The sequence below is a fragment of the Veillonella parvula genome, from assembly GCF_032472435.1.
Taxonomy (GTDB): domain Bacteria; phylum Bacillota; class Negativicutes; order Veillonellales; family Veillonellaceae; genus Veillonella; species Veillonella parvula_N.
This window is the reverse complement of sequence record NZ_JAWEGM010000001.1, coordinates 315,006-328,847: the sequence shown is the minus strand read 5'-3', so window position 1 is coordinate 328,847 and position 13,842 is coordinate 315,006. Positions and strand designations below refer to the sequence as shown.

General features: G+C 37.8%; 14 protein-coding genes and 1 other annotated feature. All 14 genes read right to left on the bottom strand.

The window, feature by feature from the left end; translation table 11 throughout:
• Position 1: 1 nt before the first annotated feature.
• Positions 2–730 carry a 6-carboxyhexanoate--CoA ligase gene (locus E7A03_RS01530; protein ID WP_287509954.1) on the bottom strand — a complete coding sequence of 243 codons (729 nt, stop codon included), beginning with the start codon at positions 728–730 and terminating at the stop codon, positions 2–4.
• Positions 730–1,230 (bottom strand): hypothetical protein, encoded by a 501-nt coding sequence (locus E7A03_RS01525; RefSeq protein WP_012864432.1) that lies wholly within the window; start codon positions 1,228–1,230, stop codon positions 730–732. The genes E7A03_RS01530 and E7A03_RS01525 overlap by 1 nt, the downstream gene beginning before the upstream one ends.
• A gap of 156 nt (positions 1,231–1,386) precedes the next feature.
• On the bottom strand, positions 1,387–1,857 hold the full coding sequence (smpB, locus tag E7A03_RS01520) for an SsrA-binding protein SmpB (protein WP_004695987.1): 471 nt from the start codon (positions 1,855–1,857) through the stop codon (positions 1,387–1,389).
• 8 nt (positions 1,858–1,865) lie between these two features.
• Positions 1,866–4,229 carry a ribonuclease R gene (gene rnr / locus E7A03_RS01515; protein ID WP_021148208.1) on the bottom strand — a complete coding sequence of 788 codons (2,364 nt, stop codon included), beginning with the start codon at positions 4,227–4,229 and terminating at the stop codon, positions 1,866–1,868.
• A 58-nt stretch (positions 4,230–4,287) separates the two neighbouring features.
• Entirely contained in the window at positions 4,288–4,524 is a 237-nt protein-coding gene (gene secG, locus E7A03_RS01510; protein ID WP_004695991.1) for a preprotein translocase subunit SecG, read from the bottom strand.
• A gap of 5 nt (positions 4,525–4,529) precedes the next feature.
• The gene (gene sigH, locus E7A03_RS01505; RefSeq protein WP_004695993.1) at positions 4,530–5,204 is read right to left on the bottom strand and encodes an RNA polymerase sporulation sigma factor SigH; all 675 of its coding nucleotides are present in this window, start codon (positions 5,202–5,204) and stop codon (positions 4,530–4,532) included.
• 73 nt (positions 5,205–5,277) lie between these two features.
• Positions 5,278–5,811 carry an NYN domain-containing protein gene (locus E7A03_RS01500; protein ID WP_316058372.1) on the bottom strand — a complete coding sequence of 178 codons (534 nt, stop codon included), beginning with the start codon at positions 5,809–5,811 and terminating at the stop codon, positions 5,278–5,280.
• A gap of 2 nt (positions 5,812–5,813) precedes the next feature.
• Positions 5,814–6,545, bottom strand: a complete 732-nt coding sequence (gene rlmB, locus E7A03_RS01495) for a 23S rRNA (guanosine(2251)-2'-O)-methyltransferase RlmB (protein ID WP_021148210.1) — start codon at positions 6,543–6,545, stop codon at positions 5,814–5,816.
• Between the two features lies 1 nt (position 6,546).
• On the bottom strand, positions 6,547–7,023 hold the full coding sequence (locus tag E7A03_RS01490; protein WP_021148211.1) for a Mini-ribonuclease 3: 477 nt from the start codon (positions 7,021–7,023) through the stop codon (positions 6,547–6,549).
• Positions 7,013–8,461: a cysteine--tRNA ligase gene (cysS, locus tag E7A03_RS01485; protein WP_004696001.1), complete on the bottom strand. Its 1,449-nt coding sequence runs from the start codon at positions 8,459–8,461 to the stop codon at positions 7,013–7,015. Before cysS ends, E7A03_RS01490 begins: the two co-directional genes overlap by 11 nt.
• A 49-nt stretch (positions 8,462–8,510) precedes the next feature.
• Positions 8,511–8,717: a binding site (T-box leader), on the bottom strand.
• 240 nt (positions 8,718–8,957) lie between these two features.
• On the bottom strand, positions 8,958–9,929 hold the full coding sequence (locus tag E7A03_RS01480; protein ID WP_008601073.1) for a bile acid:sodium symporter family protein: 972 nt from the start codon (positions 9,927–9,929) through the stop codon (positions 8,958–8,960).
• A gap of 118 nt (positions 9,930–10,047) precedes the next feature.
• Positions 10,048–11,517: a glutamate--tRNA ligase gene (gltX, locus tag E7A03_RS01475; protein WP_008714033.1), complete on the bottom strand. Its 1,470-nt coding sequence runs from the start codon at positions 11,515–11,517 to the stop codon at positions 10,048–10,050.
• 2 nt (positions 11,518–11,519) lie between these two features.
• On the bottom strand, positions 11,520–12,695 hold the full coding sequence (ispD, locus tag E7A03_RS01470; RefSeq protein WP_155086195.1) for a 2-C-methyl-D-erythritol 4-phosphate cytidylyltransferase: 1,176 nt from the start codon (positions 12,693–12,695) through the stop codon (positions 11,520–11,522).
• On the bottom strand, positions 12,679–13,830 hold the full coding sequence (locus tag E7A03_RS01465) for a PIN/TRAM domain-containing protein (RefSeq protein ID WP_316073605.1): 1,152 nt from the start codon (positions 13,828–13,830) through the stop codon (positions 12,679–12,681). The genes ispD and E7A03_RS01465 overlap by 17 nt, the downstream gene beginning before the upstream one ends.
• Positions 13,831–13,842 lie beyond the last annotated feature (12 nt).

Genomic DNA, 13,842 nt, shown 5'->3' with positions numbered 1-13,842 from the left:
ATCACCACTGAACAAGTACAGGTTCTTTTTCCAAGTACTCAATTACGCCTTCCAAATCAATATTCGGCTTAACAAAAAATACACGTCCCCCTAAATTAGATCCAATTCCCTTCATATTAGGGATGCGATGGTAAACACCATTACAAGCGACGTAGCCTATTGTGTAATCTGGATCATCAGACCAACATAATTCACCTACAATCCCCTCTGCAGATTGCACTTTAGAAGCCAATACTAAGGCCTCTCTCATATGTTCATTTTTCCCTAGTTTTTCCGAATCAAATGAATCCATATGACTCACGCGAACACCACGGTTACCAGAATCTATGCGCTCACCAGAAATTGCGTCAACCAACATAGCACCTCGCATAGATGAATCCAAACCTTCTAATAGTAAAATAGCATGTTTAACAGCAGTTTCAGTAATATCAGCGCCCTGTAAAAGTTCAACAGCTAATTGATGCGCCTCAGCAACAGTATTAGCAAAATGTTCATTTACTTTTAAGCATTCTATATATGTAATTGTTTCTGAAGTAATCAAGTCCACTGTAATATTAATAAAATCAGCTGTCCCCTTACTATGATGCAGCGCTCGTTCGGCTAAAGACTGAGCGATAGCTCCAACTTGATTTAAGGTCACAATGCGTTCTGCGCCAGAAATATGGTGGCCCCCGTTTTCATGGGGACCACCTTGAGCCGCGCGCATACGCACACTATATAATTCGTCCATTATGATACCTTACCTTTAACTACATTACTTTGAGGTACTTGGTTGTGAATTTTATGGAATACTTTCACAAATACTGGTGCCATAATTACTGTAAAGATCATACCTGGAACTGCGAGAGCTATCATCGGTAATGCAGCCTTACCAACGTATAAAGACAAAGATAATCGCGCTAAAGCAGATGCAATTGGACCAGAAACCATAATACCTATCATGTGATTATGGCACATCCAAAGAATTAGTCCCACAATGAGCCGGAATTGCATAGCAATCATAACATTTAAAATGGTTTGAGTACCTAATGCTAATCCTATTAAACTAGATAAACAACCACTTATAATATACTTTTTAAATCCGAATACGGCACATATCGCTACCGCCAACGGGGCTGATAATTGAAACTCTATACCTGGAATGACATTAGGTATTTTAATAGCCCCTAATACAGTAATCATGGCAGTTAAAATAGCAACCTCTGTAATGTACCGAATGTTCTGATTCATAATGTATCTCCTCTACTTAGAAAATGTCAACTACAAACACCTCTTATTGTTTACATTATAAATTCTCACTGTATTTTTATCAACCACTAAAAATAATACAGTTAACAAATATACAAAAAAAGAACCAAGCCATATCGACTTGATTCCTTATGATTCTTAATATTTTTGTTGTTCTTTGATTCGCTTAGCAATATCGCGCTTGGCATCACGTTCCGCCATATCTTGACGCTTGTCATAAAGTTTCTTACCAGTTACTAAACCTACAGTAACCTTTACATAACCGTGACTAAAATGAAAGTTTAGCGGCACTAAAGAAAATCCTTTTTCCTTAACTTGAGCATGTAACTTATTGATTTCAGATTTATGCATCAACAACTTGCGTGTCCGCTCCGGTTCATGGTTAAAACGATTACCTTGTTCATACGGACTGATATGTACACCATACAACAAAATTTCCCCTTTATCTATACGACAAAAGCTGTCCTTAAGATTAAGCTTACCTTGACGAATAGACTTTATTTCAGTTCCTGTTAAAGCAATACCAGCTTCATAGGTTTCATGAATATGAAAATCATGACGCGCCTTACGATTGTCAGCAATAAGCGATGGGCTAGATTTCTTTGCCATATTCCCCTCTATCGTTTACGTTTACTTTTAGATTTTTTAGATTGACTACGTTTTGTAGCTTTATTTGACTTCTTGCGACTCGATTTACCTTTTTTAGATTTTTTACTGAAAGCATCATATCTAGAACGCCCAGCTTTTGAATCATCTCGTTTAGAAGTTTTTCTACCGTTTTTTCGGGATGACTTTCGCCCCTTTAGATTTCCAAAACTATCACGACTAGTAGCATAGTCAGAGCCACTACTCAATTGTTCTTGGATAGCCATCAGATTATCTACTTCACCAAGAACAAAATCGATTTGTTTCTTTTCTACATCGGCTTTTACAAGTGTAACAGTAACCTTTTCACCTAAGTGATAGGTTTTACCTGTCCGCTTACCAACAAGAACAAAATGTTCTTCGTCAAAGAAATAATAATCGTCGTTCATCATGCTAATATGCACGAGACCGTCGATACCATTCTCTAACTCTACGAACATGCCAAAGGAGGTTATGCTCGCAATAGTGCCTTCAAAAACTTCGCCTACAAATGGAACCATGTATTGAGTCTTCTTTAGATCAGTAGTTTCTCGTTCTGCCTCGGTTGCCACTTGTTCTTGTATGGAAGAATGTTCCACAGCACCAGCTAAGAAAGCTTCATCTACATCTCGTTTAGAGTATCCACCCTTCCAGTGCATATCCGCTTTTAAAAGTCGATGTACCATCAAATCCGGATAACGTCTAATGGGAGATGTAAAATGCGTATAGCAAGTGGATGCTAACCCAAAATGGCCGACGTTTTCAATGCTATATTTCGCTTGCTGCATAGAACGTAAGGTCATAATTTGAGCCACTTGCTCAATATCTTGTCCCTTCACTACATCAAGGATTTTTTGGAAATCTCGTGGTGTTACACCATCAGCACTAAGGACAAGATTTTGACCTAAATAATGTAATACCTTTTGGAATAAATCCAATTTTTCTTCACTAGGATGTTCATGAATACGATATACCGATGTACGTTGAGTATCCTTTAAATGCGTAGCTACCGTCTCATTAGCAATGAGCATACATTCTTCGATAAGTCGCTCTGCCATAGTTCGATCGCGTTTTACGATACGCAACGGTGTACCATCGAGATCAAGTAATACTTTATATTCCGGAAAATCAAAGTCTAATGCCCCTCTACGACGACGCATACGATTTAAAATCTTAGAAATTTCTGCTAAGTCACGAAGCATAGGAATAAAATCTACTAAATCGTCAGGAATAATGTTTTCCTCTAACGCTTTATAAACTTCTTTATAACTACAACGTCGGCCTACATGGATAATAGATGGACGAATACGATAATTAACAACTGTACCTGAATCATCAATTTCCATCATACACGTCATAGCATAGCGATCTTCGTGGGCATTTAAACTACAAATACCATTCGATAATACCTCTGGTAACATTGGTACTACGCGGTCCACTAAGTAAACTGAAGTCCCCCGCTTGTATGCTTCATTATCAATAGGCTGGCCTGAAGTAACATAATGACTAACATCCGCAATGTGTACGCCTAGCTCATAATTACCATTTGGTAATTTACGACCACTTACAGCATCATCAAGATCTTTTGCATCTTCTCCATCGATAGTTACCATTTGTAAGTCTCTAAGATCCCACCGCTTCAGATCTTCATGAACAATAGTATCTATCTTCTCACTTGCCTCAATTACCTCTTTAGGGAATGCAAAAGGAATCTTATGATTAGCCATAATACAGTTAATGTCTAGGCCTACATCTCCCTTATAGCCTAAAATTTCTGTTATAATTCCTTCAGGTTTTTTATTGCCTTCAGGCCATTTTGTAATTTTTACTAGTACCTTAGCTCCACTCCGAGCATCTAAAGTATCTTTTAAATCTACAAAAATATCTGTTCCAATACGTTCATCATCTGGTACAACAAAGCCGAAGTGTTGTTGTCTGTCGTAAGTACCAACTATGGTTTCATTAGCACGCTCAATAACATCAACGATGATGCCTTCACGTTTATGCTTTGTATAATCTGATGGTACAATACGAACACGTACCTTATCATTATGCATAGCAGTTCCTTTATTTTGTTCTGCTACATAAATATCTTCATCATCCAGCATAATAACAAATCCATAAGATTTACGATATCCTTTGTAGATACCTTCATATTCTTCATGCTGTTGATCTTCATATCGGTATACATCTGGTCGAGATGAAGTTAATACGCCTTCACGGGCGAGCATTTTCGCAGATCGAATAAACATTTCAAGATCTTTGCCACCTCGAATACGATTATCCATTGCTGCATCCTCAATATGGTATGCATGTGGTTGTATAGATTTATAAAAGTCCAATACCTTCTTCTTCAAGTCTGCACCCCCTTATTAGGATGAAAAAAGAAAAAGCCTGCAAAGCAGGCTTTTATCATTAGAATTGATTAATCATTGCCCCTAACACTAAGCTCAACACAGCAAAGATAATCCCCAATATAATCGTACATTTAGATAAGAAAGCATCTAAACCGCGTTGCTTACCACCAAAAGAAGAGTCTGCCGCACCAGAAACAGCACCGCCCATGCCTGCATTTTTGCTATTTTGTGCAACAACTACTACAATTAATAAAATAGATACGATTACTTCTACAATCATTAAGAAATTTGTCACGACTGTCATCCTTCCTGTGATGCTCGATGCGAGCCCAATACACGATGTTCTAAATACTTCTCTAATTTACGTTTTACCCTTTGTAGCGCATTATCAATAGATTTAACACTACGATCTGTGACCTCAGCCATTTCTTGATAGGAACGTCCATCAAGGTATCCTTCCAAGACTTCCCATTCGAGATCACTTAAAATATGACCAATATTGTGCTCAATATCATCTAGTTCCTCTTGACTGATAATGAGGTCTTCAGGATTTGTAATCTTTGTTGAAGATAGCATTTCAATCAATGTACGCTCAGAGTCCTCTGTATACACCGGTTTATTTAAGGATATATAGGAGTTCAAAGGCGCATGTTTTTGTCTTGTAGCCGATTTAATAGCTGTAATAATTTGTCTAGTTATACAAAGTTCTGCAAAGGCTCTAAAAGACGCTAATTTATCATGTTTAAAATCTCGCGTCGCCTTATAGAGTCCAATCATCCCTTCTTGGATGATATCCTCTCGGTCAGCACCTACCAAAAAATAGGAGCGAGCCTTAGCTCTTACAAAGTTCTTATATTTATTAACAATATAATCGATTGCAAACTCATTTTGCTCTTCCTGAGCTATGACCACAACTTGCTCATCGGTCATTTCCTTGAAATTGTAATCGGACTTGCGTGTATGAATCATTTTCATAAGCTCCTCCTTACAATTGAGCGAGAAAAACCAATATATTTATTATACTGGAACGGTATATGATTTTCAACTATCAATGACCTCGACGCAATTTCTCGAGCTTTTCAGCAACTTCGGGAGATAATAAACCTCCCACTTCATTACGACGCACTGAGAATTGATCACGTCTATGTTCATGAGCATATTGAAGTCGTTCTTCTTCCTTAGCAATATGAATCATATTTTGCAACTCACGAGCAGGAATACGCAACCCGCCAGAGCCTAAAATTTGATTCTGTTCTGCCCCATCGGAGGTTACAACATATACATTAGTATATTTGCCTTTACGTAAAAATACCTCTCGTTCAATAAAGGAATCCGCCGTTTCTCCATCCTCAGTATACACTTCGATAAATCCACTTGTAATAGATTCAATGGAACCTCCAGATTTTGTATACTTACCATCAAATACAAGGATTACTTCGTAACCCTTAAATTTACCATAGTTCAACAATCTATCTCGAAGCTCGATTCTCGCGTGTTCTAAGGACTCATGAGCCAATTTTTTCAAATGAGTCCAAGCAAAAATAACATTATAGCCGTCTACAATTAAGATATCTTTTAGCATGATTATTTCGCCTGGCGTTGACGTACCGCCTCATACATAAGAACTGCAGCTGCAACAGATGCATTCAAAGAATTCAAATTTCCATACATAGGAATTGTTACAAGGAAATCACAAGCTTCTTTTACAACGCGACTAATCCCTTTACCTTCATTACCAATGACGATAACCGTAGGGATTGTCATATCAGCTTCATACAAGGTACGATCACCTTCCATATGAGCCCCCATTACCCAAAAGCCTTGTTTTTGAAGTTGTTTAATGGTTTGCGCTACATTGCCAACTTGTACAAGTGGAATTTGTTCAATAGCTCCAGCAGATGTCTTCGCAACAGTAGCATTTATAGGCGCATTATGTCGTTTAGGGATGAGTACAGCCGTAGCTCCCGCACATTCAGCAGTACGAATGATAGCTCCCATATTATGTGGGTCTTCAACCCCATCCGTTAAGATGAGTAAAGGAACCTCATGTGTCGTTTCTTGTAATACCTCTCCCAATTCTTTAAATTGAACGGCCGATACAAGAGCTATAACCCCTTGATGTGGTACCTCCAAATCGTACTTATTCATCTGTTTAACTGGTGTTGGTCTAACTTCAATTCCTTGAGATTTAGCAAGACCTACAATATCAGCTAACCCTGTTTTTACCTTATCTTCACTGACCAGAATACGTTGAATAGAACGGCCACTTTTAAGGGCTTCTTTAACCGCATTGCGACCTACAATATAATTATCCATGCTACATACCTCGTAGAGTTATAGAAAAGGCTTGCCCCAAGATATCCTGTAAGCGCTCTTCTTGGCGCGTTTCATAAAGAAATCCTAGCACTGCTTCAAAGGCCGTACTACTGCGATATTCTTGAACAGTACTACTTTTAGGCACGTTTACATTACTATTTCTAGCACGGCGAGCAATAGCTTGTTCATCTTCTGTGAAAGTATTTTCTATTTCTAGCAATACTTTTGCCTGTGATTTAGCACAAATAAATTCAGTAACGATAGTATGTAAGATCTGTACTTTTGTAATATTCATTTGTACTACGCGTTCGCGCACATACATGGAGTATACTGCATCACCGATATAAGCTAGCATTACTGCATCGGCACTTAGGCACTCCTCTATTGTTCGTTTGCGCAAACGAAGCGGCTCTTCTTCAAGAGCCGTTAGTTTCTTTATCGCTTCATTCTTTAAGAATTGAAATTGTTTAAACTTCACGTTTTTTCCACCGTGCACCTTGAGGAGAGTCCTCAATGGTAATACCAATCTCAGCTAATCGATCACGGATACAATCAGCTAATGCCCATTGTTTTTGCTCGCGACAAGCTTGACGTACAGAAAGAATAACTTGCATTAATTCTTCATATTCAGCAGCATTAGCACCCGTATTCCCTTCCCAAGCTTTTTCTAGAACACCAATAACATCTGTCATAAATTTGAAGATTCGTTTCACTTCAGCAATTGCCTCTTGGCAAACAACGCCTTCTCTACTTGTTACAGCTTGATAGTAGATATTAATTTCTTTTGCAAGACCGAACATACTAGAAGTTGCTAGAGCAGTGTTGAAATCATCACTCATAGCATCCTCAAATTCTTCTTCGTATGCTTTCGCTTTTTCTAATAAGCGTTGAGCTTCATCACATGAGCCTGGCTCACATTTTTCAAGGTAAAGAAGGTTTTCAATAGCTGTGCTTAACCGTTCCAAAGATTTATTAGCTTCTTCTAGACGCTCATCAGAGAAGTCTAATGGACTACGGTAATGCGTGCTCAATAAGAAGTATCGCAATGCATCAGGACTATATTGTTCTAAAATATCTTTTACCAAGAAGAAATTATTCAAGGACTTAGACATTTTTTCAGAGTTAATAGTGATAAAACCATTGTGCAACCAGTATCGCACTGCTGGATGTTGGCCAGAGCAACCTTCTGATTGAGCAATTTCATTTTCATGATGAGGGAAAATCAAATCGCTACCACCACCGTGGAAGTCAAATTCTGTGCCTAAATATTTTTGGCTCATAGCAGAACATTCAATGTGCCACCCTGGACGACCATTCCCCCATGGGCTTTCCCAATAAGGTTCACCAGGTTTTGCTGCTTTCCACAAAGCAAAGTCCATAGGATTCTTCTTACGACCATCTACTTCAATACGTGCGCCTGCTTCCATATCGTCTAATGTACGACCAGATAACTCACCGTAATGTTCAAATTTCTCCACACTATAATATACATCGCCATCGAGTTCATAGGCGTAGCCCTTGTCAATCAATGTTTGAATCATAGCAATGATATCATCAATATGTGTAGATACACGTGGATAAATGTCTGCACGTTGTACACCTAACGCATCCATTACTTCAAAATAACTATCGATATAACGGTTTGCAATGGTATCCCAAGAGACACCTTCACCATTAGAAGTGTTGATGATTTTATCATCCACATCAGTAAAGTTTTGTACATATGTTACTTTATAGCCTACATGTTTCATATAGCGACGAATTACGTCCCAAGTCACGAAAGGACGAGCATTGCCAATATGAGGATGATTGTATGGTGTGACACCACATACGTACATTTTTGCCTCACCTGGTGTTACAGGATTAAAAACCTCTTTTTGGCGCGTCATAGTATTATAAACAGTAATTTCTCTCATCGTTACCGATGCCTCCAATTTTGTAAAATAAAAAAGACCTCTCATCTCATACAGAGACGATGGTCCGCGGTTCCACTCTGTTAGGTACCAATAGCGATACCCACTCATCGCATAACGGTGCGTCGCCGGACAAACCTACCTATAATCGGAGTGTCAGCTCGTGAATGCATTTCATCTACCTATCCATGAACCCTCCCACCATCGGTTCTCGCTAAAAAGTTAGTTGTAGAGTACTTCTTTCAGTCTCAGCTATTAAAATAATCTATATTCATATATAAAAATATTTTACCAATAAAGCTATAGAATGTCAATATTTACAAGAAAGATCCCCATCTTTCATAGGCAGCTATTCACATATCATACATAGGTATTTTAAATAGCTTAATTAGAAAGATGAGGATATATAATTAGAATATTAAATTACTATTATCATTCATAACAATAGCTTTTATAGCACACAAGTAATAATAATGTCATTACATCAAATCAATTAATATTAAGCATTTTCTAATTTATCTTGATCATCATGTTTACGGCAAATACCTGCAAAAATAGATCCTGTAAAGTTATGAATGATGGAGAATACTGCACCTGCTACCGCAGCTTGTGGTGTAAAGTGTTTTAGTGCTAAAGATACGGATAATGCAGAATTTTGCATAGCCACTTCGATTTGCATAGCACGACGAGAAGACACATCAATACTGAGAGCTTTACATATAAAGTATGTCACAACATAACCACTCAAATTTTGTACTAAACACGCTACAAAAATAATGAAACCAGTTTCGGCAATTTGCTTTTGGTTAACTGCAGTTACAGCTGCCAAGATAAGCAATACCGCGATAGCTGCAATGGTTGGACATACAGATTTTACAGGTTCAATTTTTGCGCCAATAAAGTAATTCAATACAATCCCCAAAATAATTGGTACTAACACGATTTTTACAATGGATATAAACATTGGCATAAATTGAATTTCAATAGAAGATGTTGCACCTGCATATAATACGACAAATAAAGGCGTTAAAATAGGTGCCAATAATGTGGATACAGTTGTTGCTGATACGGATAAGGGAACATTACCATTTGCAAGGAAGGTCATTACATTAGAAGCAGTACCACCAGGACATGCACCCAACAAGATAAAACCAATCCCAACTTCTGGAGGAAAATTAAATGCTAAGGCTACTAAGAAACCTGCCAATGGCATCCATAAGAATTGGATTACGGATACAAGAATAACCTTCATTGGTTGCTTAAATACATCAATAAAGACTTGAGCCGTTAATGTTAACCCCATCGCAAACATAACAAACTGTAGCATGTAAGCAATATATGGAGTCATCCAAGAAAATACTGCAGGTAGCATATATGCTAAAACAGCCATCAATAGTACTATCCAGGATAGATAACTATTGAATAAGTGATTAATAGAACGAATAACACTCATAAAAACACTCGCTTTCATAATAAATCAAAATTTAATACGCCGATTATTATAGCATTTCTATAGAATATTAACAACATATACAAAAGGAGTTCACATAACACCTGTTACGTGAACTCCTTTGATTAATTGATCAAATTTATTTTGTTAATGCACCTACATTATCTAAACGATGTAAGCACTTTTCTTTACCAAGTAATGTAACAATATTATTCAAATCCGGACCATGCATTTGACCTGTTAAAGCTACACGGATTGGCATAAATACGAATTTACCTTTTAAAGAGGTTTCTTTCATTACGGCCTTGATTGTTGCTTTTACAACTTCAGGTGTAATTTCATCAAGTTCAGCCAATGCATTCCGGAAAGCGCCGAGAACTGTTGGAGCTGTTTCTTCATTCAATACAGCACGCAATTCTTCTTCATGCCCCTCTTCAAGGAATACTGTTTCACCCATAAACAAGCCTACATGATCTTTGATTTGAGCACCATAGCTAATATGATCACGGAATGTAGAGCATAATAATGTCAACCAATCAATATCAGCTTGATTCAAACTATCTGGAGCTAAACCAACCTCTTTCAAATGCGGTAAACAAAGGTGGAATAACTCTTCATCACTCAAATTCTTCATGTAGTGGAAATTTATATGATTCAACTTATCAATATCAAACACAGCAGGATTTTTCGCTACCCGATCCATAGAAAAAGCCTGAATTAATTCATCTTGTGTGAAGAATTCTTCTTCACCTTCAGGAGCCCAACCAAGAAGTGCCAAGAAGTTTACAAGTGCTTCTGGCAAGTACCCTAATTGTTTGTATTGTTCAACAGAGGTAGCTCCATGACGTTTAGACATTTTCTTGTAGTCTTTACCAAGAATCAAGGAAATATGACCAAACTTAGGAACCTCCCAACCTAAAGCTTCATAAATAGCCATTTGACGAGGTGTATTGGATAAATGTTCCTCTGCACGAATAACATGAGTGATACCCATCATATGATCATCCATTACTACGGCAAAGTTATATACAGGAATACCATCGGATTTAACGATAACGAAGTCACCTACACCATTGGACTCAAAGGATACATGCCCACGTACCATATCATCAAAAGCGTATGTTTTATTCAACGGTACACGCAAACGAATTGTAGGTTTACGACCTTCAGCAATGTATTTAGCCTTTGTCTCTTCATCTAAGTGTTCACAATGACCGTTGTATTTTGGTGTTTCCCCACGATCCATTTGATCTTGACGCACCGCATCTAACTCTTCAGGTGTGCAATAACACTCATAAGCTTTACCTTCATCTAATAAACGTTGTGTTACTTCTTTATATAAATCAAGACGTTCTGTTTGACGGTAAGGACCATTATTACCACCTACATCAATGCCTTCATCCCAGTTCATGCCAAGCCATTGTAAGGAAGCTTTAATATTCTCTTCACTTTCACGTGTAGAACGAGCTAAATCTGTATCTTCAATGCGCAATACAAATGTGCCTTTTTCCTTACGTGCTAATAACCAGTTAAATAAAGCAGAACGAGCACCACCAATATGGAATGGACCCGTAGGGCTTGGAGCAAAACGAACTTTCATGGAACTCATGATTAAATCTCTCCTTCATATACAGAAACGACAGCTTGTGCAGCAATGCCTTCGCGGCGACCAATAGCCCCTAGCATTTCATTTGTTGTCGCTTTAATACTAATGCGATCTAATGGTATCTCTAATATAGACTGTAAATTAGACTTCATCATATCGATGTGAGGTTTTAATTTAGGTGTCTCAGAAATAACCATAATATCAATATTATAGGCTTGTAACCCACGTTCTTTCAATAAGAAATTTACTTTTTCTAGTAAAAGCATGCTAGAAATCCCTTTATACTGGTCGTCTTCAGGTGGAAAATAGTATCCAATATCCCGTAAACCAGCGGCACCTAGCATGGCATCCATCAATGCATGAATGAGAACATCTGCATCGGAGTGACCATCAGGGCCAAGGTCAGACTCGATATGAACACCACCTAAGATACAAGGACGTTCTGCTTTTAATTGATGAATATCATAACCAAATCCAACGCGCATACGCTTATCCTCAATTCCTAAATATCGTTTTGCTACTGCAATATCATTAGGTGTGGTCACCTTAATATTACAATAGTCTCCACTTACTATATGTACAGGCTTACCTAAATACTCGACGAGGGACACATCATCAGTGCCTAAATATTTTTCATCATAAGCCTTTTGATGGGCCTCTTTAAATAGATCTTTTTGAAAGCCTTGTGGCGTTTGAATTTGGTATAATTCACTGCGTTTTAATGTTTCTATTACAGTATGCTCTGTATCAACTCGTTTAATCGTATCTGTAGCAGGGACACCTACAGTAGCAGCTCCATATTCTATTGTGGCTCTAACAACAGAATCAAATAGTTTCGTTGATGCTAATGGACGCGCTCCATCATGAACTAGCACAATATTACTATCTTCTGATACAGCTTTGAGCCCATATGCCACAGAATCTTGACGTTCTCTTCCACCAAGCACTATCTTTACAGGAATATGCAAATCCAACCCTTGAATATGGTTATACATATATTCTTGTTCGCCTTCAGCTACAACAAGAATAATTTCTTTTAAACCTTCAATCTTTTCTACATTTTGTATGGTACGTTGAATAATAGAATGTCCCCCTAAAGGAATAAATATCTTATTTTCTTTGTATCCCATACGGCGACCAGCACCTGCAGCGAGAACGATACAACTAATTGCCTTGCCCATTTTGTCCTCCATCTACACGAGCAAAAATCATCCGTCCTGCACTCGTTTGTAATATGGATGTAACCATAACCTCTACATTTTGACCAACATAAGGCTTACCATCCTCTACGACAATCATCGTGCCATCGTCGAGATAAGCCACACCTTGGTGTACTTCCTTACCTTCTTTCATGACTTGAACGCGAATCCATTCTCCAGCGATTAGAGCAGGTTTTAATACATTTGCCAATTCATTGAGATTAAGCACTTCAATACCTTGTACACGAGCCACCTTATTCAAGTTAAAGTCATTAGTCATCAATTTCCATTGCTTATCTAAAGCAAGTCGCATAAGTTTTGAATCAACCTCTACAAGATCATCATAATCATCTTCAACAACTTCTATAGCTACCTTATTGGCATCTTGCATATCCTTCAAAATATCAAGGCCACGTCGGCCACGGTTGCGTTTCGTAGCATCCGCAGAATCAGAAATTACCTGTAACTCATTTAATACAAATAGTGGCACCATAAGAGGGCCTTCAATGAAGCCCGTAGCACATAGTTCTTTGATACGACCGTCAATGATAACTGAAGTATCTAGTAATTTTGGCGTACCAGAGGATTTATCTAATTTATGAGTTGAAAACATTTTAAAACGACTTGTTTTTTTAGTGCTATCTCCTCCCCATTGTTGTACGTAATTATTGTACATTTCGGGGCCTTTACGAGCCATGATTTTAAGTCCACTATATCCAAAAATAGCACTCAAAATTATAGGAATATAAGGTCCTATAATAGGTACTTGATTGAATGCAACACCAATTAGATTTGCAATAATAAGGCCGAATAATAAACCGATGGTGCCTGCAATCAACTCTTGATTTGGAATATGAGTAAGAATACGCTCTAATCTTTTAGCAATTACTAAACCTTGTTTCAGAATAAATGATGAAATCAGATAACCAATAACAAGGCCTAATAGAGTACCTACGATTAATACTGCAATACGTGCAATTGTTAACGACATGTCCCCAAAAGATTCAAATTGAGAAACCAAATATGGGTCAATAATAGGTGCTAAGCTATCCATTCCCACGTAGGCGGCTGTACCTACTAAAATGGCTATTACATAGCGTAAAATCCGATAAATCATGAAATCACCTCC

Bases quoted from the DNA above. Each gene is read 5' to 3' on its own strand.
- E7A03_RS01530 (WP_287509954.1), bottom strand. From the start codon at position 730: ATGGACGAATTATATAGTGTGCGTATGCGCGCGGCTCAAGGTGGTCCC.
- E7A03_RS01525 (WP_012864432.1), bottom strand. From the start codon at position 1,230: ATGAATCAGAACATTCGGTACATTACAGAGGTTGCTATTTTAACTGCC.
- smpB (WP_004695987.1), bottom strand. From the start codon at position 1,857: ATGGCAAAGAAATCTAGCCCATCGCTTATTGCTGACAATCGTAAGGCG.
- sigH (WP_004695993.1), bottom strand. From the start codon at position 5,204: ATGAAAATGATTCATACACGCAAGTCCGATTACAATTTCAAGGAAATG.
- E7A03_RS01500 (WP_316058372.1), bottom strand. From the start codon at position 5,811: ATGCTAAAAGATATCTTAATTGTAGACGGCTATAATGTTATTTTTGCT.
- rlmB (WP_021148210.1), bottom strand. From the start codon at position 6,545: ATGGATAATTATATTGTAGGTCGCAATGCGGTTAAAGAAGCCCTTAAA.
- cysS (WP_004696001.1), bottom strand. From the start codon at position 8,461: ATGAGAGAAATTACTGTTTATAATACTATGACGCGCCAAAAAGAGGTT.
- E7A03_RS01480 (WP_008601073.1), bottom strand. From the start codon at position 9,929: ATGAAAGCGAGTGTTTTTATGAGTGTTATTCGTTCTATTAATCACTTA.
- gltX (WP_008714033.1), bottom strand. From the start codon at position 11,517: ATGAGTTCCATGAAAGTTCGTTTTGCTCCAAGCCCTACGGGTCCATTC.
- ispD (WP_155086195.1), bottom strand. From the start codon at position 12,695: ATGGGCAAGGCAATTAGTTGTATCGTTCTCGCTGCAGGTGCTGGTCGC.
- E7A03_RS01465 (WP_316073605.1), bottom strand. From the start codon at position 13,830: ATGATTTATCGGATTTTACGCTATGTAATAGCCATTTTAGTAGGTACA.